Here is a 21,910-nt window from a genome sequence, read left to right on the forward strand (position 1 = left end):
CAATGTCTCTTGAGTACCGCGTTCAAAACCCCGCGACCGACGAGGTCGTGGAAACGTTCGAGCAGGACTCGGACCAGGACATCCAGGGGGTCATCGCCAAGGCCGTCTCGGCTTTCGACGAGTGGTCCTCGCGTTCCCTCGAGGAACGGGGCCAAGCCCTCAACCGCCTCGCCCAGCTCTTTCGGGACAACAAGGAGGAGCTGGCGAAGACCTCCTGCCTCGAGATGGGCAAGCCCCTCCGCGAGATGATCGAGGAGGCTGAGTTCTCCGCTGACATCATCCAGTACTACGCGGACAACGGCACCGAATTTGCCAAGGACCAGCCGATCTCCACCCCCGATGGTGAAGCCGTGATCCGTCGCAAGCCCATCGGGCCGCTGGTGGGGATCATGCCGTGGAACTTTCCCTACTATCAGGTCGCGCGCTTTATCGGGCCGAACCTGATGCTGGGCAACACGATCATCCTCAAGCACGCGGAAATCTGCCCGCGCAGTGCGCTGGCCGTCGAAAAGCTCGTGCTCGAAGCCGGTATTCCCGAGGGTGTCTACAACAACGTTTTCGCGGGACACGACCAGATCGCGGATATCATTGCGGATGAGCGCATCCAGGGCGTGTCGCTGACGGGCTCCGAGCGCGCCGGGTCCGCCATCGCGGCGCAGGCGGGCACCCACCTCAAAAAGGCGGTTCTCGAGCTCGGTGGCACGGACCCGTACATCGTGCTCGATACCGACGATGTCGCCGCTGCGGCGAAGCAGGCGTGGGACGTGCGGATGGTCAACACCGGCCAGGCGTGCAACTCGAACAAGCGCCTGATCGTCATGGATGACATCTACGACGAGTTCGTCGCGGAGCTCGTGAAGCTGGCGGAGGGCATGAAGCCGACCACGTGGGACGCGTACTCGGAGGGAACCTACTGCCCGCTGTCCTCGCGCAGCGCTGCGGAGAACCTCCGCTCGCAGCTCGACGACGCCGTCGCCGCCGGGGCCAACCTCCGCGTCGGCGGGGAGCTCGCCGACAAGGGTGCGTACATTTCCCCGGCTGTGATCACCGACATCCCGCGCGGCAGCGAATCCTTCTACCAGGAATTCTTCGGCCCGGTCGCAGAGGTGTACCGCGTCAGCAACGACGAGGAGGCCGCCGAGCTGGCGAACGACTCGCGCTACGGGCTCGGCGGCGCCGTGTTCGCGCAGGACGAGGCGCGTGCGCGGGCCGTCGCGGACAAGCTCCAGGTGGGTATGGCCAACGTGAACACCCCGGCGGGGGAGGGTGCCGAGCTACCCTTCGGTGGCGTGAAGCGTTCCGGTTACGGTCGCGAGCTTGGCCCCCTGGGCATGGACGAGTTCGTGAACAAGCAGCTTTACTACGTGGCTAAGTAACCGGAAAACAGCCCGGATAAACAAACTCCCCCTCGCCCAATAACCGGGTGAGGGGGAGTTTCTCCGTCGGGGGAGCGGGTGTTTACTGCCACCCGGCGGGCACGATGCCGAGGATCGTGCCCACGGAGTAGAGGCCCGCCAGACCGTAGGCGATGATGATGAGCCACTGCACCACGGGGTGCGACGTCCAGCCCACGGTCCACGCCGGTTCGCGCTCGCCCCGCTTGCGGGAGATATTGAGCAGGAGGACGGGAACGATGGACATGATCACGCCCGCGATGCCGCCCGCGTAGCTCAGCGCCGAGACGAAGCCGCCGAGGCCGGCGAAGGAAATGGCGAGCGGAATGAGCACCGTGATGGCGACGGCGACACCCCGTTGCCATCCGTGCTGGGGCCAGTGGCAGATGTCCAGTACGTTGCGCATCGTTGTGTACCCGATAGCCATGAATGAGGTGAACATGGCCAGGAGGGCGAAGATGTTCGCCATGTAGTAGGCCGCGCTGCCGAGCTCCTCGCCCCACGAGATAGTGACCACCTCGGAAACGTTTTCACCGAGCAGGCCCAGGGCGGCGAACGGAACGAGCGCCAGGGTGAAACCTGTGATGGCCATGCCCGCGATGATGGACTTGGAGATGGCGGCGGTGTGTTCGCGCTCCATCCCTCGGGCGAGCTCGGGAACCACGTACTGCGCCATGAACGTAAACACCGCCAGGTTCATGATCGGGATGATGAAGTACGGGTTGAGAACCCAAATATTGCTCAGCGAGATGCCCGGGCCGACAAACGTCCACCCGCACAGGATGAGGATGATCGCGGCCATCGCGGCAGTGATGAGCATTTCGGAGATACCCGTGGCCTCCAGGCCCTTGTACATGATGAAGGTTCCGAGGGCGAAGAAAACCAGCGTTCCCACCATGGGCGGGAGACCCACCAGATTGTTCAGCAGCTGCCCCGACCCCGCCGCGTAGGCGATCAGGGCCCCGGTGCCGTTGACCATGATGGCCGCGAAGACGGCCCACCTGCCCCAGTTGCCCAGGTACTGCTCGGCCAGGCCGGACAGCTGGAGGGGCCGCCTGGTGCGCAGTGACACCTCGGCCACGTAGAGCATCGAGATGGTCGTGAGGACCCCCGCGATGATGAGGGCGAGAAGAAGGGCGAGGAACCCGCCGTTGCGGCCCGCATAGGGCAAGCTCAGGATCCCGGCCCCGATGTTGGTGCCGAAGATGAGCGCGACGCCCTGAAGCGGGGTGATGCTACCCTCCGTGTCCCCGCTGTTCGCTCCGTCCCCGCCGCCCGAGGCGGGCGGCACAGTCGCGGCGCGGTCATGGATTGTGGTCATGGTGAACCGTCCTTTTCCGTGTGTCCGTGAATCAACTACAGCGCCACGTAGCGCACGTCGAGGTACTCCTCGATTCCTTCGCTTCCGCCCTCGCGGCCGAACCCGGACTGTTTCACGCCGCCGAAGGGCGCGGCGGCATCCGAGATCACCCCACGGTTGATACCCACCATGCCGGCCGTTAGCTCGCGTGCGAATCGCCGGCAGGTATGGACGTTCTCGCTGAATCCGTAGGCTGCGAGGCCGAATTCGGTGTCGTTCGCCATCGCGATGCCCTCGTCAAGGTCCGCGAACGTGGTGACGGTGGCGACGGGGCCGAAGATCTCCTCATGCAGGATCCGCGCACCCGCAGGGACATCGGCCAGAACCGTGGCGGGGTAGAAGTACCCCGCGCCCTCGGGAACGCACCCGCCGGTGAGCACTTTTGCCCCGCCGTCGCGCGCCTCGTCCACCAGCTGGGCAATCCGGTCGCGCTGCCGGGCGGTGATGACGGGACCGAGGGTTGTACCCTCGTCAAGGCCGTGCCCCATTCGCACGGCGGACATCGCGTCCGCCAAGCGGCGGGTGAATTCCCCCGCAAGCGCCTCATGCACCAGGAAACGGTTCGCGGCGATGCACGCCTCCCCACTGTTGCGCATCTTCGCCTGCATCGCGCAAGCGAGCACGAGGTCGAGGTCCGCATCCGCGTCCACGACGAACGGGGCATTGCCGCCCAGCTCCATGGAGGTGCGCAGGAGGTTGTTTGCCGACTGGCGCACGAGAAGCTTCCCGACGTCCGTCGAACCCGTAAAGGTGATCTTGCGCAGCCTGGGGTCCGCCATGAGCACGGTCGACAACCCGGCCGCGTCGGTGGTGGGCAGGATCTGCACCAGGTCGCGCGGTGCCCCCACCCTGTCGAGGACATCGGCGATGATCTTGCCCAAGAGGAGCATGGTCAGCGGCGTTTCCTCCGCGGGCTTGACCAGAACGGGGCACCCCGCGGCCATGGCCGGCGCGATCTTGCGTGTGGCCATGGCCAGGGGGAAGTTCCACGGGGTAACGGCCAGAACGGGCCCCACAGGGGTGCGCGTGACCAGAATGTCACCCGCACCCGACGGGGAGGAGGACACCCGGCCGGGCAGGCGGACAGCCTCCTCCGCGAACCAGCGGAAGTACTCGGCACCGTAAACGACCTCACCCCGCGCTTCGGCGAGGGGCTTGCCCATCTCGAGGGTCATGGTGCGGGCGAAGTCGTCGGAGCGGGCGGTCACGGCCTCGAACACCGCGCGCAGCACCTCCGCACGCTCGCGGTGGGTGAAGCGGGCCCACTCTTCCTGCGCGGCGACCGCACGGCCCAGGGCATCGAGCCATTCCGCCTCTCCCGTGTCCCGCACCCGGGCGATGGTTTCCTCCGTGGCGGGATCGAGAACGTCGAAAAGCGGGCCCCCGTCGGACGCTGGGATATCGGAGGGGAGGGTGTCGGAAAGGATCATTTAGGCGAGCTTCTCCTTGATGGCGCCGGTGAGGATCTCCAGCCCCTCGACGAGGAGGTTCTCGGGGATGACCAGCGAGGGGAGAAGGCGGATGACGTTGCCGTCCATGCCGCAGGTGAGTATGAGCACGCCCTGCGCCTTGCAGGCGGCGGCGACGTCGGCGGTCACGGCGGCATCTGCAAGCTCGACGGCGACCATCGCGCCGCGGCCGCGAACCTCCCGCACGCCCTCGAGCTCGAGGAGGGGTTCGAGGTGGCTGCGGACGATGCCCTCGATCTCCCGGGCCCGGCCAGGCAGATCGTGGGCCTGCATCTCTTCGATGGCGGCGAGCGAGGCGGCACAGGCGACCGGGTTGCCGCCGTAGGTGCCGCCGAGGGCGCCGGCGATGGGGGCGTCCATGATTTCGGCCCGGCCGGTGACGGCGGACAGCGGCATACCACCGGCGATCCCCTTGGCGGTGGTGACAACGTCGGGGACGACACCCTCGTGGTTCACCGAGAACCACTCACCGGTGCGGCAGAAGCCCGCCTGGATTTCGTCGGCGACGAAAACGACGTCGTTGTCGCGGCACCACTTCGCGATTGCGGGGAGGAACCCGTCGGCGGGGACGATGAAACCACCCTCGCCCTGAATCGGCTCGATGACCACGCAGGCGAGGTTTTCCGCACCCACCTGCTGCTCCAGGACCTTGATCGAGCGCTCCGCGGCCTCCTGGCCGGACAGGCCGTCGCGCAGCGGGTAGGAGCCGGGCACGTGGTAGATGTCCGAGGCGAAGGGGCCGAACTTGGTCTTGTAGGGCTTGTTCTTCGCCGTCATCGCCATGGTGAGGTTGGTGCGGCCGTGGTAGCTGCGGTCGAAGACCGCCACGGCGGGTTTCCCGGTGTAGGAGCGGGCGACCTTCACGGCGTTCTCCACCGCCTCGGCACCGGAGTTGAACAGAGCGGATTTCTTCTCGTGGTCGCCCGGGGTGAGCTCGTTGAGCTTCTCGCACACGGCAACGTAGGACTCGTAGGGGGAGACCATGAAGCTGGTGTGGGTGAAGTTCGCGGCTGCCTCGGCAACCGCCTGCGCCACGCGCGGGTTGGAGGCACCCACCGAGGTCACGGCAATGCCGGACGCGAAGTCGATGTAGGAGTTCCCGTCGGCGTCGACGAGCACGCCGCCGTCAGCCGCCACGACGTAACCCGGCAGGCCCGGCGCGAGCGCTCGGGCGACGGCGTTCTGACGGCGCTGGTCGATCGCCGAGCTGGTGGCGCCCATACCCTCACTTGCCAGGCGGCGCTCCTGGGGGAGGTGATACTCGAGGTCCTTCATGTTCTGCTCCTTCAACGGTGGGCGATGTGTCCGCCACAGTATGAAACCCGGGGTGTGTCCAGGGCCATGTACGCTAGGGCGATAGTTTTGGTCGTGTTTGTACATGGGGGCGAGTCGGGTGGAGTTGAATTTCGGGTGGCTGCTGAACAAGCGCTCCCTGGCGCTGCGGCAGATCGTCCCTCCCTCTGCCCCCGGGTTTACCGTGGTGCAGCCGAGTGAGCTTGAGGACGCCTCCGAGTTCATCCAGCCACACGCGCTAGTTCTCACGGTGGGCATCGCCTTCCGGGACCGGGAACCGGAGCTGGGACGCTACATCGACCACCTCGCGGATGCCGGGGCGGTTGCAGTCGGGTTCGGCACGGGGCTGACCTTTTCCTCGGTCCCGCCGATCGTGGAGCAGACGGCCCGCCGGCGGGGGATCGGGCTTTTCGAGGTTCCCCGCCGCATCCCCTTCATCTCCATCGTCACCGCCGCGCACCAGGAACAACGCAGGCGCGCCTACGCGGAACAGCAGAAGCTTTTCGACGCCCAGGAGCACCTCACCCACACAGCGACCGCGGGCTCCCTCGATCTGCTTCTTGAGGCCGCAGCGGAGCACCTGGAGGCCCGGGTGAGCATCAGCACCGCCCAGGACACGGTGGTGGGCAAGGCCAGCTCACCGAGGGCGGTCGAGCGGGAGAAGGCGGGGGAGAGGCTGCACTACTCCTCCTACAGAATGTCCGACCGTGCCGGCAGGCATCACGTGATTGAGGTCCACTCGGTGGATCCGCTGACGGCGGAGACACGCTCGCTCGTGCGGCACTGCGCGGGCCTCGCCGACATGCTGCTGGCCCGCCCGACCGAGCTCAGGGCCGCCCGAAACGACCTGAATTCCTTCGCCCTCTCCCTCCGCCTCGGCCTCGGGGCGGATTCAGCGCTGCTCCCCGCAGTCTTTGACTCGCCGACTGATGAGGACGGATTCACCCGGCCCATCGTCATCGCCGCCGACAACCCCCGGTCCCTGGACCGGGCCCGCGCCGCACTCGATGCGGCCGCGGAAGCGGACGGCCACTTCCTCTACGCGGCGGCGGTGGATCACACGACGCTTCTCCTGCTCGTCCGGGCCGACCAGCCCGTGGACGAGGTGCTGGGGGCGTTCGGCTCCGCCGGGCGGCGCGTCCGGGTGGCCGTGGGGAGGTGCGTGGCCGCGGCTGACCTGACCGCGCCCCACGTGGAGGCGTTGAAGACCCGGGCGGGCCTTCTCGCCCCGGGGGAGCACTCACTTCCGGAGGCCGTCCACGTGCCGTGGCTGGCTGAGCCGGCCGTCGCGACGGCGCTCGCCGCGCGCCACACGGAGCTGTTCGGGCGTCTGCGGCGGGAGGATGAGCTCCACGGAACGGACTACGCACGCACCCTCACGGTGTTTGTGCGCCACGGAGGCCAGCTCACGCACACGGCTGAGGCGCTGGGCATTCACCGCCACACGGCCCGAAACCGAATGGCGCGGATCCAGGACATCTGCGAGATCGATCTCTCCGACCCCGCAACGTTCGCCGAAACCTTCTTTTCCAGCCTGGTGAAACCGGAGGCGTGAGCGCCCTGCCCCCAAGGGCCCCCGAACCCCCGCGCGAGACCTAGGCGGACTTCTCCGCGGTGAGGTCCACCAGCTTGGCCTCCTCGGCCGCGCGCTGCACAGCCTGGGTGCCCTTCACGGCCGCGGACTTGCTCTCGTAGGCCTCACCGGTAGCGACAACCTCGCCGTTGCCCGCCTTGAGGCGGAAGCGGAACTTGCCGGCCTTGTCCTCGTACACTTCAAACTTGCCTGCCATGTCGGCTCCTTACGTAGGGGTGAAGTCGGTTAAACGTCCACGCTACGCCCGCACCGGGGCCGGGTAGAAAGATATTTCCCCAGGAAATTCCCGCCAAAAAGTTGGACAGTTGCTGGAAGAACGGTAGGGGCCCCGCCCCCGCGCGCGCCTACATTTGCCCCCAGCCCGCACCCGCACACGCTCCGGAGGCCCCATGCGCCAGCGCATCTTCGACTCTCACCTGCACATCATCGATCCGGCCCACCCCCTCGTGGAGAACAACGGCTTCATGCCGGACCCCTTCACCGCCGCCGATTACCGCGAGCGCATCAGCGGGCTCAACATCGCCGGGGGAGCGGTGGTCTCCGGCTCCTTCCAGGCCTTCGACCAGGGTTACCTCGTCGAGGCCCTGCGGGCCCTCGGCCCCACCTACGTGGGTGTCACGCAGATCCCGACCGCCACCAGCGACGCCCGTATTCGCGAGCTTGACGACGCCCACGTGCGCGCCGTCCGCTTCAACGTCGCGCGCGGCGGCTCCGCCGACCTGGACGACCTGGAGCGTCTCGCCCGGCGCGTCCACGACCTCGCGGGCTGGCGCACCGAGTTCTACATCGACGCCCGCACAATCGACGATGAGCTCTCCCGCCGCATCACCGCGCTGCCGGCCGCGATCATCGACCACCTGGGCATGCACGAGGACGGCCTGCCGAACCTCCTCCGCCTGGTGGAGAAGGGTGTGAAGGTCAAGGCAACCGGCTTCGGCCGCGTGGAGCTCGACCCCGCCAGCGCCATCCGCGCGATCATGGATGTCGACCCGACGGCCCTGATGGTCGGCACCGACTTGCCGTCGACACGCGCGCGCCGCCCCTTCCGCGACGAGGACTTCGATGTGATCGAAGCGGCGCTGACCCCCGACGAGGTCTCGGCGGTGTTCTGGGACAACGGGGAGACGTTTTACCTGCGGTAGGTGACCTGAAGGCTCAAGTTCACCTGTCCAGCCTTTCGTGTTGTTCGGAATGGAAAACAAAAGTACATCTACACCCGTAGCATTCAGGTAGAGCCCGTATCAACAACCCTCGACCCGAAGGACCACCATGCACCGCGCCATCACTTCCCTGGCTACCCTCGCCACCGTCGCCACGCTCGCGCCCCCGGCCGCCCATGCCCAGGACATCTTTGACGGTGGCCGCCTGGCCGGCGGATCCTCCCAGCTTGTGCCGCGTGGTTCCTCAACCCCCGGGGGAGAACTCCCCGAGGTCGCCATCCCGGTGGACCTGGAGCGCTACGCCGGCACGTGGTACCAGGTCGCGGCGCTGCCCCAGCCGTACACGCTGCAGTGCGTGCGCGACACCACCGCCGAGTACGGGGTCATCGACGCCACTACCGTCTCCGTGCGCAACACCTGCGGTACACCCCTGGGCCAGAAATCCGCCATCGAGGGCACGGCGACGGCGCTTTCCGACGCCTCCCTGCGCGTCACCTTCCCGGGGGTGCCCTTCCAGGACCCCAACGGCCCCGCGAACTACCGCGTGACCTACCTGGCGGACGACTACTCCCTCGCCATCGTGGGTGACCCCAACCGCCTGTCCGGTTTCGTGCTCTCCCGCACCCCGGACCTCACCGCGGAGCAGTGGAAGCAAGTGCGCAGCGTGGTTGAGTCCCGCGGCTGGTGGTCGTGCGCGTTCCTCACCGTGCCCATGGCCGGGGGCCGCCAGGACATCGCACCCCTCTGCACCCAGTAACCGGACTAGGAGTCGATCTCCCCACGCTCCGACGCGCCGCCGCCCAGCGTGCGCACCACCCTGCCGGGCACACCCATGACCAGGGAGTCGTCGGGGATGTCCTTGGTCACCACCGCGCCGGCCGCCACAACGCAGCGGTCGCCGATGGTCACCCCCGGCATCACGTGCACACCGGCGCCGAACCAGCAGTCATCGCCGATCGTGATGGGGGTGCCCTTTTCCCAGAGGTCACGGCGCATCTGCACGTCGTTGACGGGGTGGCCGACCGTGATGAGCTGGCAGTTCGGACCGATCAGCGTGTTCGCGCCGATGCTGACGGGGGCGGTGTCCAGGATGGTGGTGCCCGTGTTGACGAAGCACCCCGGCCCGAAGCTGGTGTTCACCCCGTACTCGATGAACAGGGGCCCGAAGACCTCCGGGGCGTACGAGCCCGGCGCGAGAATGGAAAGCAGCTCATCCGAGTCCAGGACGGCCAGTTTGTTGATCCTGTTGAGCACCTCCCAGCACTGCTCGCGCTGCACGTCCTGCCCGGGGCCGGGGATGTACCACCTGCCAGAGGTCATGCGTTCGAAGGTCTGGTAGCTCGGGTCCGTCATGGGGCCATTATGGCGGAGGTGTCGGGTAGACCTCACCCGAAAGCCCTGGGAGACGCGGACTAACCCGATAACCTGAGATTATGTTGTACATAGGCATCTCTGTCCTGGCGGTTATCGCCGTCGGTTACTTCATCTACAAGCGCGTCCATGCGGCCTCAGCAATCTTCGCCGTTGGGGTCCTTCTACTCATGATCGCGGCCGCCACGGGCCGCGTCGACCACACCACCCTGGACATCAAACCCAGCGGCAACGCCTTCTATGACGAATTACTGGTGGTGGAGAGCCTGTTCAAGTCACGCTTCGCTGGCACGGGCATGGCCATCATGGTCCTGTTCGGCTTCGTCGCCTACATGCGCCACATCGGTGCCGACGCGAAGACGGTGGTGGTGCTGTCGCGGCCCCTGCAACGGTTCAACGGGTCCTACTGGCTGGTTCCCCTGGGGTTCGTGATCGGGACCCTGCTGTCGCTGGTGGTGCCCTCGGCAAGCGCGCTCGCACTACTGCTTGTTGCGACCCTGGTCCCAGCGCTCATCGCCGCGGGCCTGACGCCCCGGACGGTGGGCGCGATCGTGGCCACCTCCTCGACCATCGTGCCCACGCCGCTCGAGGCCGGTCTGATCCAGGGAGCGAGCTTGGCGGACATACCCGTCTCGGAATTTGTCTTCCACAACGTGGCCAAGGCGACGGTGCCCGCCCTCGTCGTCGCGGCCTTCGTGCACATGTGGTGGCAGTGGCGCTGCGACAAGAAAGACGCGATGCGCGAGGAGGCACGCCCGCTTAACGACACCCCCGCAGCCGCTGGCCCCGACCCCCGCGTGCAGGAATCCGTGGAGCGGGCCCAAGGCCTGCCCGGGTATTACGCGCTCCTGCCCCTTCTTCCGCTTCTGCTGATCATCATTTCAGCGCTGCTCAAGAGCCTTGGCCTGGTCAGCTTCGAGGCGGACATCCTTCCCGTTACCGTGGTGTCGCTGATGGTGACGATGTTCATCGAGGCCATCCGCCACCGCGACCTCAACGCGGCGATCGAGGATCTCCAGCATTTCTTCACCGGCCTCGGTGAAGGGGCGGGCGGCGTGGTGGCGCTCATCGTTGCCGCGGCGGTCCTCGTGGAGGGCATCACCCAGATGGGTGTCATCGACGGTCTCACGTCACTTGCCGACGGCTTCTCAGGTGCCGCCGTGGTTATTGTGCTGATCTTCGTCCTCGCCACCGCCCTGATGGCACTACTGACCGGCTCAGGAGTCGCACCCTACTTCGCATTCTCCGAGATGGTTCCGGGCCTGGCCGCGAAGTCCAGCATCCATGCACCCCAGATGCTTACCGCCATCTGGTCTACCTCCAACTCTATCCGGCAGGCCTCACCCGTCAACGCGGCAGTGCTCATCGTCGCCGGCGCGCTGGACGTAAACCCCATCGAGATCGTGCGCCGCACCGTCGTGCCCATGGCCGCCGCCGCGGTGGTGTCGGTGCTGTGCGCGTTCCTGTTGATCTAGGGGAGGGTGGGATCCGGTTCCGGGGTGACCTTGGGCCGAGTACGCGGTGGCAACGGATTCGCGACTCCCAGTGCGATACCGCGGTCCCGACTGGTGCTCCAACATTCAGATCCGAGATAGCTTTCGGATCGCGAAGAAAGGTGATACTTCTTGGCCTTGGCACGCTTTCGCAAATGAGCTGCTGTTATATATTCTGAAATTGATATCACTTTAGATATATAATTGCCGCATGGTTGCTGTAGATGTGGGTTCGCTGGTGACATTGCTCCGCGAGGTGGGTAACGACACTTCTGGCATCGAGGCCAAAGACGCTTCCGGGGGCGTTCCCAGTTCGCTGGATGAAACACTGTCAGCATTCGGTAACTCACCCGAAGGCGGCGTCCTCCTCCTCGGCGTGGCAAAAAACGACGGGGCCTTTGACATCACTGGGGTGAGCGACAGCAAGACGATTGAGGGCACCCTGGCCGGTAAGGCCCGGAACAAGATCGTCCCACCCCTCCAGCTGGGTGCGGTGGAGACAGTGGGCTACGAAGGGAAAAAGGTTGTCGTTTGTGTCATTCCCCCTCAACCGAGTGACCGACGACCGTTCCGGGTCGGGAGGGGCGGGCCAGCGTATATCCGCGCTGCCGACGGGGACTACCGCTTGGATGAGAATGAAGAGCAGCTTCTCGTGAATCAGCGGACGCCTCCACTTCATGAGAGGACACCGGTAGAGGGCGCCACTGTAGAGAGGGACCTTGATGAGGGGCTTCTCCACCAGTACCTCGAATTCCAGACCAAATCTTCCCCTCGGCTCGCCAGGCAGAGTTTCGACGATCAGCTCATCCGCACCAACGTCATTGACGGTGATTCGGGCTTCCCGACACTCGCCGCCGTTTATGCATTGGGGATCCATCCCCAAGAGTTTTTTCCGGCATTAGCGGTCAAGGCTCGCGTCACCCCCCGCAGCGGCGACCCTTCCTCGGTCCGTTTGCGGGATTCCTCTCAATTTGCGGGGCCGTTACCAGACCTGCTCGACCAGTCCTTCCAGTGGGTAGAAAAGCAGCTAAATACCACCATCATCTTTTCTGGAGGTCAAGGCCGTGACACCCCCGAGCTCCCTGCCGTCGCGGTACGTGAGACGCTGGCGAACGCACTCGTGCACCGCGACCTTTCAGCTGCGAGCATGAGCATGTACGTCCAACTCATCAAAAAGGAAGACCGCTTGGTGGTAACTAACCCCGGAGGCTTGTGGGGGCTAACCGAGCGAGAACTGGGCCGCACAGGACCACGGGCCCGGAACCCCGTGCTCTACGACATGTGCAACGCGATTCACACAGCTGGGGGAAATCGGGTTATTGAAGCAAGCGCGACGGGCATCCCCGCAATCCGGCAATCGCTTCACGACGCCTTTCTGCCCGCCCCGTATTTCAGGGACAACGTCATCAGTTTCGATGCGATCCTCACCGCCTCGTCAATGCTCTCGGACGCGGATCTCAACTGGCTGCGCACCCTCCCCGGGGAGGAGAAACTGTCGACCGCACAACGTCATGCACTCATCAAAATGCGTGGCGGGACCAGCATCACAAACAGGTCCTACCGAGACGAATTCCCCATGGATTCCACCCAGGCCCGGGCAGAGTTGCAGCAGCTCGTCGAATTTGGGCTTGCTTCAGCGGTGGGTCAAGCGGGCGGGACCGGTTACACACTGGCAAAACGGCACTCCTCGCCACGTCCGGATGAGTTATTAACGAGCCGGGATGCATCCGCACAAAACGATGACGGTGTCAAGCGAACCGGGAAACGGCCGTATGTTTCCGCAGAAGCCAAGGTTGACCTAGTGATTGCGACGCTCACGCGTTCCCCAGAACCATTGACCCGTGCTGAAATCGCTGACGCCACGGGCCTAACCACCGGCCAGCTTGCGCCCACGATTCGAAAGATGCGCGAAGAGAATTTGCTTCAGTTTACAAACCCACATTGGAATGCGCACGACCAAAGGTATTCACTGATGTGATATTTAATTTGATATCGATTCCGATAATTATTCTTCGGAAGCGACATCGCAATGAGGACTCCGCTCCGTTAGGCATCACGTGGAGCTAGGTACGCCAGCGCCGCTGCGGCCAGCGCTTTCGCCCCGGCCTCCAGCGTCGGCTGCACGTTGGGGGCGAAGCGGGGGTTGTGGTTGGGCACCTCCTCGCCCTCGGCGCAGCCTCCCAGGGCCCAGTAGCAGTAGGGCACCCCGAAGGCGCGGGGAATCGTGGGGAAGTCCTCCGAGGCGGTGAGCGGCTCCACCTCGTGGACGCGCTCCTCTCCGAACGCATCCGCGAACGCCCCGGCGACGCGTGCAGCGACCTCCGGGTCGTTCTCCGTCACCGGATAGTGAGCAGAGGTGCGGATCTCCGGCTCGCGTGGACTGCCGGCCGCTACAGCTTCACCCCGGACAATCCTCTCGATGGCCGCGAGGATCTGCTCCCGCACATCATCCGAGTAGGCGCGCACGTTGAGGCCCAGGGTCGCCTGCTCCGGGATCACGTTCGGCCGGGTGCCGGCGTGGATGGTGCCCACGGTGACCACCCCGAACTCGTTCGGGCTGAGCTCGCGCGACACAATCGTCTGCAGGCGCCCGACTACCGCCGCCGCCAGCACAACCGGGTCGACGCTCAGGTGCGGCATGGAACCGTGCGAACCCTTGCCGTAGAGCGTGATGTCCACATTCACCGACGTGGAGAGGAACGGCCCCGGCACGACCGCGAGGTGGCCCGCCGGTACCGTGCCGCACAGCACGTGCTGCGCGAACACGACGTCGGGGCGCCGCACCTTCTCCGCCAGGCCGGCGTCCACCACCGCCCGCGCACCCTCGGCGGTCTCCTCCCCGGGCTGGAACAGCAGCTGCAGGGTGCCGGACCACGCGTCGCAGTTGGCCTGCATCATCTCGCCCATCGCCACCAGCGACGCCACATGCACGTCGTGGCCGCAGGCGTGCATCACCGGGATGGTGTTGCCGTCCGCGTCGGTGGCTGTGGCGGTGGAGGCGTAGGGCAGGCCCGTCTCCTCCTTCACCGGCAGCGCGTCGAAATCCGCGCGCAGCATCACCGTCGGCCCCTCCCCGTTGTCGAGGGTGCCCACGACGCCACCGCCGATCTCGAGGACCTCGAACCCGGCGCGCGCAAGCTTCTCGACGATCACCCCCCGCGTCCACACCTCATCCATGCTGAGCTCCGGGTGGCGGTGAAGGTCGTAATACAGCTCCTCCTGCGCGTGCTGGACGGTGGGGTAGTGGGCGAGGACGGGGTTTTGGGGCATGAAATCCGCCTTCTGCAGGGGGAAGTTTCACGTGAAACACGGTAAAACCAGTTTAGGTCTGCTGGAATACCTCCCGGGCCCGGGAGAAGTCCCGTTGCGCCAGGTCGTCCTTGTGGGCGATGCATTAGAGGTCACCCTCTGCCTGGCCGTTGATTTGCCACGTCCCCCAAGGGATCTGAAGGAGGAGAATTCAGCCGAACTGGCCATCGGTGGTGCAACCCGTTGGCGTCCAAGCACGGATCCGGCTGGATCGGATACAAAAAACCTAGAATGTGATATCGCTTCCACTCAGCCATTGTTCGCTTCCCTGGCCGGGCAGTTCCACCTTTTGAAGGTGCCGGATCGACGGTGTGCTGCCTCCCGGCCGAATCGTTAACCCCACGACCCGCCCTTCTACTCGAAATAGTCCTCGTCGATCTCGACTATCTGGACGTTGCGCTTCACTTGCACACCCACTCCGTAACGAATCATGAGCTGAGTCAGGAGCGCGCCATCGATGAGGACCACCCGGGTAGGAACGTTCTCGGCGTACCCGATGGCATCAGAACTGAATGAACTCGTGGTGAGGAACACTCCCTGTGAAGCTTGTGCACCATGAAGGGCGCCCACGAATCCCTGCACGTCCGGCCTGCTGATTTTGTTTTCGGGGGCGTACCGCTTCGCTTGGACATATACGCGCGATAACCCGAGTGCGTCCTGGTCAATTACACCGTCAATTCCCCCGTCCCGGGAGAGCTGGGTGCGGGTAGCGCTGCCAAACGAACCCCCGTAACCCATGGCCATGAGCAAATCGAGGACAGCCTGTTCGAAAAAAGCGGGCTCCCGCTCGAGAAGGCGCTGGAGCAGGTCCTCTGCGACGAGTTCCTCGTTGCGTTGCTGGCCCGCCTCCACCTGTTCGAGCGGGGTCAGCGCCGCGGATTCCTCCGTGGGTACGACGGGTTGCATCTGAACCAGCGAAGTGTCCGTCTGAATGAAGTGAGCGTACTCATCGCCACTTTCCCGCCGGAGATTTTTTTCGCTCAGTCCCAGAGGGTATTGCGCCAAGAGCCGACGCCCTTCGTCCGTGATCTGCCATTGACCGCGTGCGGGAGAGGAGACCGCGGCTGCTTTGCTCAGGTGAGTGATTGCCCAATGCGCTCTGTTGAGGAACCGGGGTTCACCGGATTGCACCAACTCTTGGCGGTCCACTTCCGAAATCCCCATGAGATCGGCCGCTCCAATGGCAACGTCCCTGCGCCTGTGCACCTGCCCATCCGAAAGGACCTGCAGGGAGGGGATCAGGTATTTGTCCCACGTTGGTACTGCCACGGCAACCGCCTTTTCATATCGGAGAAACTTGCTTATCGGAAAAACTCGCTTCGCTTTAACCTAAAGCGTATTCACATCGCATGCTCCTGCGCATCCAACAGAGCTTTCCTCAGCTCGTGATCAACCGCGTAAATATACAAACCCTTAGTACCTCGAGTGAGAAGAACATTTAACTCGTTATTAATGAGCTGCTCACCGAAAGATGCTTTGCTGCCGTCCGCGAGCGTGCGGCGCTGGCGCGCTTTTCCGTGGGCTGATTTGGAGGGGTCAATTGCGATTCGCCCGTCCCTGTAAGTAACGGAGGGGCCCAGTATGACACCGGCATAATTCAAATCGAAGCCCTGGATCGTATAGGTCGAACCCACCTCATCGATGGTGATCGGCCTCTCGGACCAGGCCTTCGAGTACGCGAGACGTCGTTCCCGGTCCTTTTCCTGCACTTGGAGATTCCAAAGACGTTTGAACGGCTGGCCTGCGTACATGAAGTCCACGTACCACCGCCCATCGGACTCACCTTCATTCTGTTTTTGCGCGCTGTAAGCCCAGTCGTATGTCGCCAAGAGCCGTGAGAGGCTGTTTTCGACTGCAGAATCCTTTTCGCGAATCGCATCTTCGAGGGTGCGCGGGTTGTCGAAGATCTTGAGATCATATCCTCGCCGGTCCCGATGAATCGGTCGAATCACTCCCTCGTCGATCACGGAGCGGATCCACGACAAGGTGTCCTCGTCTGCCTGCAGGCGCATCTGGTTAGTGAGGGGGATCGGGGGTTGAGCCAGTCGATCGGCGAAGTATTCTTCAATTGGGGTTTCCCAGTGCTGGGGCGTTTCCAATGTCTGCTTTGGGTCGAATACCGCAATCACAATCTTCGCTCGGTTCAGAATCGCCTCGATTTGAGGAATATTTTCCGTGTAGCCCTGGGATCGCTGAGTTAGAAGGAGGTGGGCCTCATCGATGAGGACCACGTCTGCGGGATCATCTTCGGAAAATTGATTCACGAAAGACGTCGGGCTGTATACCCTGCTTCTTCGTTCTCCTTTACGTGATGAGGGCATTCCGGACTTTCGCACGATTTCCTCGTATACCTTCAGCTGACCACCCTCATTTTTGTGCCCGGAGACCAGGTATCCGTCAATACCGGTGCCCCGGTTGTCGGGGTCTGCAATAAGGTAGCGGAATCGTTCGTCCTCTTCTTCAACACCCATCATGATTCCGTTGAAGATGCTGCTTATCAGGACCGTCTTTCCAGAACCTGCCTCCCCCGAGACGAGAATGAGCCGATGGCCACCCTCGGGATCAGCTAGGGCGGCATCAATAGCGGCAAAAATGTTGTTCTGGGCCTCTAGCTGTTGCTCGTTGAGTTTCTGAAAAGGCGATGCCTTATAAATTGCAGACGACACGATCTCTTCTTGGGGTTCGAAGAGCTCGGGTTCTTCCTCATGGAGTTGCTTCCACACCGCGTCGAAAAGCGGGTCTAGATGCTCCACCGTGTAATAGCTGCGCTGCTCATTCGTACGGCGATTATTGCGCCGCTCCACGGATTTGCAAGATTCTAAGTAGTGCAAGAAGCGGTTTTCGATATCTAATGTCAGGGATTTGTTGAAGTACTCGTGCCCAATGACGTACATCTCAACGTCGTCATGCTGGAGGAACTCAGCCCAGTCCTCGCGATTCACGGGATCTTGGGTGAGGTGCTGCCGGGTGCGTTTCCGGATGTCATTCGTTTCACCCACGTAGACCCTGTAGCGCTGCCCGTACTTGAGTAGACGCTTGCTGCGAATGACGTAGACGGTGGGGTACTGCAGAAGCTGCGTTACAAGGGCCTCTTTCTCTTCGGGGGTTGATCGTTCTTCAAGTAGCTCCCCCATGAATTCGGGTCCGTAGGAAACGCGCCTGACTATGGGCTGAGGAAAGTCACTCATTTCGCAATTCGCAATCTGCTCGGTGCGGGGTGAGGACATGTCCTTGGAGGCGGAAGTCCGTTGGGCCCGAAGGGGTGGTTATTTCTGGGTGAGGGTTCGAAGAGCTTGACGGGTCTGCTCGTCGGGGGAGTAAAGGATAGTTCCGATCATTCCCCGAGTCAGCAGCACTTTATAGATGTGCCTTACTAGGGTGTCGAAATCACTGTCCGGTACCCGCGACGCGTACTTAAAATGAGGATCTCTGTTCATGCGTCGAACGGTCTGGAATCTGCCATCCCTCCACACAAGGTCGGGGCCAATGATCACGCCTGCCCAGTCAAATTCAAATCCCTGAGCTGTGTAAACGCAGCCAACTTGGTTGAAACCCCCGCTCTGAGTAGCCCAGAGGGCGGACGGCGGAGCATCACCCACCCGTCGCTCCTGTTTGTTGTTCCACGGTCGTGACCAATCATCGATAACGACGTCATCGATTAAACGGCCTCCCACTGGATCGGACCAGGGCCAGCAGAACCCAGCCGCCATCCTCGCGGAATAACCTTGCTGCACTTTTTCCGCCAAACGACGTTCTAAGTCCCACGGGGTATCCACCACATCCACCTCTAAGGTGTCATCCGGTGGCAGGGCAGCCTCTACCGGGGCATCATCTGACAACCCCAGAATCTGCTCGACCCACTCGACATACCCTGCCGATCCGCCGCACCGGAATTGTTCATCCAGTTCAACGTGCACAACTTCATGCCCACGTGATCGTGCAAACGCGGTAATTTCACGCACCGACCCTAGCTCGCCCTTACGCACCACTTGTTTGTCATCGAGAAGAAAAACCGGGACCTTGGCCGCTGAGATCAGCTCATCGATTTGTAGACGATCGCTCCGCGCCGAGGCACGTGTGAACCTGTTGTTGGAGGTTTCCCTAATCCGATGCGCCTCGTCAGCAATGAGTACGTCGATTCCATCGGGTTCTGCCCGCGTGAAATTATTGAAATACTTGAAAAGGCTCTGGGTATCGCGACTGCGGTACCCGGCAACGCTACGCATCGTTTGGGTGAACGACCGCGATCCAGTCGCGTGAAGGGCACTGTAACCCCGTCTTCCGAGGTCCCCCAACAAACTAAGCGCCACTACGGACTTTCCACTCCCCGGGCCGCCTGACACCACAATCACTCGCTTGTTGGGGGCAGTTTTGGCTTTCTCCACCTCATGGCGCACAAGGTCCACGACCAGCTGCTGTCCCCCAAGTAGGACAAACTGCTCGCGGTTTCGAACCTCCTCGGCCGCTGCCTCCATCAACTTCGTCGATGGCCGCACTGGCGAATTCAAGAGAACATCAGCCGTCCCCGAAACCTTCTGCGCACTCAACTTCGATGCCAGGAAGTCTCTGAATTGATCTCGGTTTCCCCGGGTGAAAAGTGGTGCCTCCGGAATGGATGCGAGGCCGGCAACCGACCCGTCGTTCGGTGCCTCATGGAGGTAGGCAGTGGTGCTCACCCACTCTTCGTGGCCATCTAACGCGGATAGATATTGAGAAAGGTAGCGCCCGTATCCCATGACTTGTCGAGACGGATGCGCGCGTGGCTCCGCAATTCCAGGGACCCTAACGAGGTTTTCGTCATCTTCGAAAGGGTGAGCCTCAGACCATTGTTTCAATTCGACCACCACGATGGATGGGTCACCGGTATCTGGGTGGTGACCTGCCAAGACAGCATCCGCTCGCTGCGAGGTGAGGGGAAGCCCGTATTCCAGCAAGACGTCCACATTTTTCAATCCGACTGCCGCCAGATCCTCCGCCAGGACGGGCAAACTGTGGCGCCACGACCGCTGTTCGGACAAACCCGCGTGTTGGCGGTGTTCTTCGAGGAGATTTCGGAGCATTGTTGTGACCAGGGAATCGGCATCGGTTACGGACTCGATAAATTCTTCACCAGTCATCCGCAAAACGGTCACGGTCTCCTCCATGCACGAAAAATCGTGCGACATGGAGGCCTATCCGTCGAGCGGATTCAGAATGCGCGGAAGCCTGTCGGGGTCGCTACTTCTCGGTCGATGGTAGCAAGGGTGGGGGCTGGAAATTTGTGTTTTTGCCGTGGCATGCGATCGGTGACGTGCCCCTCTGACCTGATTCGGAATTGGACGCTGAAAGCGTTTCACCCGAGTCGGTGAGTAACCCACCCCACAACCCCCTCCGCCGCCCGCTTCGCGTACGGCCCCACGCCCGTGATCGTCGCGGCGCCCGGACCCACCCAGTCCCCGTAACCAACAAAGAACAACCCCGGCATGTTGTTCCCCATCAGACCCCGCACCGGCCCCAGCGCAGGACGGAAGCCGGTGCACCAGATCAGGTGGTCCGCGTCCACCTCGTCCAGCGAGTGGAACATGGGCGTCGCAACCAGGCGGCCCGAGTCGCGGGCGGCACGCACCGCGGGCAGCGCCACGATGTCACCGAGTTGCGTGTCGGCGCCCGGGTCCGGTTCACCGCGCAGGAGCGCCAGCGCCCGCCCCCGGTTGCGGTGGAAGAGCACGCGGCCGTCCACGTCGTCGGGCATCCAGCGGGGCTCGCGACGCGTGTACCAGGTCACCTCGGCCGCCTCCGTCAGCTCCGCGGCGATCTGCGCCCCGGAGTTTGCGGCACCCACCACCGCCACCTTCGAATTCCGGAAGGGTTCCACGCCCGGGTACCGCGCGGAATGCCACTGCCTGCCCCGGAAGGTGCCGGGGTAAAAGGGAACGAAGGGCGCGGACCACGTCCCGGTCGCCGCCACCACCGCATCGGCGGTCCAAAAGCGCTCCCCGGAAGAGACCACGAACCGGCCGTCAGCCCAATCAACCCGGTCCACGCGCACCGGGCGTTCCACGGGCATGTTGTAGCGCTTCTCGTAGGCCGCCAGGTAGTCGATCACGTGCTGCGCGGGCGGGAAGCCGTCGTGAGGCGGCATGGGCCAGCCGGGCAGGTTGGAGAACTCGGACGTGGAGAACAGCGTCATCGAGGGCCACACGTGCCGCCAGGCCCCGCCCGGCGCGTCCTGGTCGTCGAGGATGACAAAGTCCACCCCCGCCTTAAGCAGGTAATAGGCGGTGGCCAGCCCCGATTGGCCACCGCCCAGCACAACCGCCTCGTAATGCACGGAAGCGAGCCTACCGCGCCGCCTTCACGTTCAACCCGGCCGCAACCACCAACAGCGCCGCCGCCAGCCCGAAGCCGGCCAGGTGGTTTCCGGAGTACACCGGCAGGATCACCAGGGGTGTCAGCGCGTTGCCGAAGAAGCGGAAGGCCTGCACCGTGGACAGGATCTGCCCGCCCACGGGCGAGCTGAGCACCAGCATGTTCACCGCCACCTGCACGCCCTGGGCGGCGAGCACCGCCACGCCCCACAGGATGGCCAGGGGGATCATCCAGCGGCTCAGCCCCATGCCCACCAGGGCCAGCGCTGCCACGAGCAGCGACCCGAGGATCAGCGGGCGGGCGCCGTGTGTGTCGGCAAGCCCGCCGACGGGGCGCGCCAGGATGAAGGACGTCAGCCCGCCGGCCATCACGATGAACCCGCGCGTGAGGGGGGAGGCGCTGAAAAGCTCGCCCACGTGGATGGAGACGAGGAAGCCCATTCCGACCACCGCCGTGCCGATGCTCAACAATGTCAGGCTGGCGCGGATGACGGGCCAGCCGAGCACGCGCGCGGGTGCGCCCTCCCCGGCCGCGCGCCGCTGCGGGGGCACCGCGGGCAGGCCGACCACAACGATGAGCACCGAGAACGCCATGAGGATCACGTACATCCAGCGCCAGGACGCGAAGGTCACCATCGCACCGGCGACGAGCGGGGCGGAGAAAAGGCCGAAGGACTGCATCGCCGCGTACGTGCCCAGCGCCCGGCCAAGCTGCTCGCGCGGGGTGATGTGGCGCAGGATCAGCTGGAGCAGGGGAGCGGTGAACGCGTTGGAGATGGCCGCCGCGACGTACGCCACGAGGAACACCGCCCACACCGGTGAGAACACGAGCGCCACCGAGGCGAGCGCGATGACCGTGTACGCGACGCGGACCACCGCGGTGGGGGAGAGGTTGCGCACGAGGTAGGTGGAAAACAGCATCATCACCGCGAAGGGCAGCATGTAGGCCGTCATCGTCAGGGAGGCGAGGTGCAGCGAGATACCGAAGTCATCGGCGAACTCGGGGAGCACGACGGAGAGCGACTGCCCGGCGAAGGGCCCGAGGAAGCCGCCCATCATGATGCACAGATACCGCAGTCTATCCATTTTGGGCATAGCTCAATGATAGGGCAGCCCCACG

General features: G+C 63.8%; 17 protein-coding genes. 6 read left to right on the top strand and 11 right to left on the bottom strand.

Features of this window, described 5'->3' with window-relative positions; all coding sequences use genetic code 11:
* The first annotated feature begins 2 nt into the window (after positions 1-2).
* Positions 3-1,376 carry an NAD-dependent succinate-semialdehyde dehydrogenase gene (locus tag B3611_RS07315; RefSeq protein ID WP_291314425.1) on the top strand — a complete coding sequence of 458 codons (1,374 nt, stop codon included), beginning with the start codon at positions 3-5 and terminating at the stop codon, positions 1,374-1,376.
* An 82-nt stretch (positions 1,377-1,458) separates the two neighbouring features.
* Here the strand turns inward: B3611_RS07315 and B3611_RS07320 are convergent, their stop codons facing one another.
* Genes B3611_RS07320 through gabT form a run of 3 tightly spaced genes read right to left on the bottom strand, consistent with a single transcriptional unit; the run spans position 1,459 to position 5,498 of the window.
* Complete coding sequence (locus B3611_RS07320) at positions 1,459-2,715, bottom strand: aromatic amino acid transport family protein (RefSeq protein WP_291314426.1); 1,257 nt, start codon at positions 2,713-2,715, stop codon at positions 1,459-1,461.
* Positions 2,716-2,750: 35 nt separating this feature from the next.
* The gene (locus tag B3611_RS07325; protein ID WP_291314427.1) at positions 2,751-4,184 is read right to left on the bottom strand and encodes an NAD-dependent succinate-semialdehyde dehydrogenase; all 1,434 of its coding nucleotides are present in this window, start codon (positions 4,182-4,184) and stop codon (positions 2,751-2,753) included.
* Positions 4,185-5,498, bottom strand: coding sequence for a 4-aminobutyrate--2-oxoglutarate transaminase (gene gabT, locus B3611_RS07330; RefSeq protein WP_291314428.1), 1,314 nt, complete (start codon positions 5,496-5,498; stop codon positions 4,185-4,187).
* 118 nt (positions 5,499-5,616) lie between these two features.
* Here gabT and B3611_RS07335 point away from each other — a divergent pair, with 118 nt between their 5' ends.
* Positions 5,617-7,071 (top strand): PucR family transcriptional regulator, encoded by a 1,455-nt coding sequence (locus B3611_RS07335; protein ID WP_291314429.1) that lies wholly within the window; start codon positions 5,617-5,619, stop codon positions 7,069-7,071.
* 40 nt (positions 7,072-7,111) lie between these two features.
* Here B3611_RS07335 and B3611_RS07340 read toward each other — a convergent pair whose 3' ends face one another.
* Positions 7,112-7,306 (bottom strand): YegP family protein, encoded by a 195-nt coding sequence (locus B3611_RS07340; protein WP_291314430.1) that lies wholly within the window; start codon positions 7,304-7,306, stop codon positions 7,112-7,114.
* A 193-nt stretch (positions 7,307-7,499) separates the two neighbouring features.
* On the opposite strand from B3611_RS07340, the gene B3611_RS07345 reads away from it, so the two are divergent.
* The gene (locus B3611_RS07345) at positions 7,500-8,252 is read left to right on the top strand and encodes an amidohydrolase family protein (RefSeq protein WP_291314431.1); all 753 of its coding nucleotides are present in this window, start codon (positions 7,500-7,502) and stop codon (positions 8,250-8,252) included.
* A 127-nt stretch (positions 8,253-8,379) separates the two neighbouring features.
* Positions 8,380-9,027: a lipocalin family protein gene (locus B3611_RS07350; RefSeq protein ID WP_291314432.1), complete on the top strand. Its 648-nt coding sequence runs from the start codon at positions 8,380-8,382 to the stop codon at positions 9,025-9,027.
* Positions 9,028-9,032: 5 nt separating this feature from the next.
* On the opposite strand, the gene B3611_RS07355 is transcribed toward B3611_RS07350, so the two are convergent.
* Entirely contained in the window at positions 9,033-9,623 is a 591-nt protein-coding gene (locus B3611_RS07355; RefSeq protein ID WP_291314433.1) for a sugar O-acetyltransferase, read from the bottom strand.
* Between the two features lie 80 nt (positions 9,624-9,703).
* Between B3611_RS07355 and dcuC the strand changes: the two genes are divergently transcribed.
* Together dcuC and B3611_RS07365 are read left to right on the top strand one after the other, a co-directional pair.
* Positions 9,704-11,116 (top strand): C4-dicarboxylate transporter DcuC, encoded by a 1,413-nt coding sequence (gene dcuC, locus B3611_RS07360; RefSeq protein ID WP_291314434.1) that lies wholly within the window; start codon positions 9,704-9,706, stop codon positions 11,114-11,116.
* Between the two features lie 229 nt (positions 11,117-11,345).
* A complete protein-coding gene (locus tag B3611_RS07365) occupies positions 11,346-13,112 on the top strand; it encodes an ATP-binding protein (protein ID WP_291314435.1) in 1,767 nt (588 codons plus the stop codon).
* 68 nt (positions 13,113-13,180) lie between these two features.
* Here B3611_RS07365 and B3611_RS07370 read toward each other — a convergent pair whose 3' ends face one another.
* From B3611_RS07370 to B3611_RS07395, 6 genes are all read right to left on the bottom strand, one after another.
* Complete coding sequence (locus B3611_RS07370; protein ID WP_291314436.1) at positions 13,181-14,404, bottom strand: amidohydrolase; 1,224 nt, start codon at positions 14,402-14,404, stop codon at positions 13,181-13,183.
* A gap of 393 nt (positions 14,405-14,797) precedes the next feature.
* Positions 14,798-15,712 carry a restriction endonuclease gene (locus B3611_RS07375; protein ID WP_291314437.1) on the bottom strand — a complete coding sequence of 305 codons (915 nt, stop codon included), beginning with the start codon at positions 15,710-15,712 and terminating at the stop codon, positions 14,798-14,800.
* A gap of 71 nt (positions 15,713-15,783) precedes the next feature.
* Positions 15,784-17,670, bottom strand: a complete 1,887-nt coding sequence (locus B3611_RS07380; protein ID WP_291314438.1) for a DNA/RNA helicase domain-containing protein — start codon at positions 17,668-17,670, stop codon at positions 15,784-15,786.
* Positions 17,671-17,709: 39 nt separating this feature from the next.
* A complete protein-coding gene (locus B3611_RS07385) occupies positions 17,710-19,587 on the bottom strand; it encodes a DUF2075 domain-containing protein (RefSeq protein WP_291314439.1) in 1,878 nt (625 codons plus the stop codon).
* Between the two features lie 188 nt (positions 19,588-19,775).
* Complete coding sequence (locus tag B3611_RS07390) at positions 19,776-20,753, bottom strand: NAD(P)-binding domain-containing protein (RefSeq protein ID WP_291314440.1); 978 nt, start codon at positions 20,751-20,753, stop codon at positions 19,776-19,778.
* 10 nt (positions 20,754-20,763) lie between these two features.
* Positions 20,764-21,885 (bottom strand): MFS transporter, encoded by a 1,122-nt coding sequence (locus tag B3611_RS07395; protein WP_291314441.1) that lies wholly within the window; start codon positions 21,883-21,885, stop codon positions 20,764-20,766.
* Positions 21,886-21,910: the final 25 nt, after the last annotated feature.

The sequence above is a fragment of the Corynebacterium sp. UBA2622 genome (assembly GCF_002339505.1).
In the GTDB taxonomy this organism is placed as follows: domain Bacteria; phylum Actinomycetota; class Actinomycetes; order Mycobacteriales; family Mycobacteriaceae; genus Corynebacterium.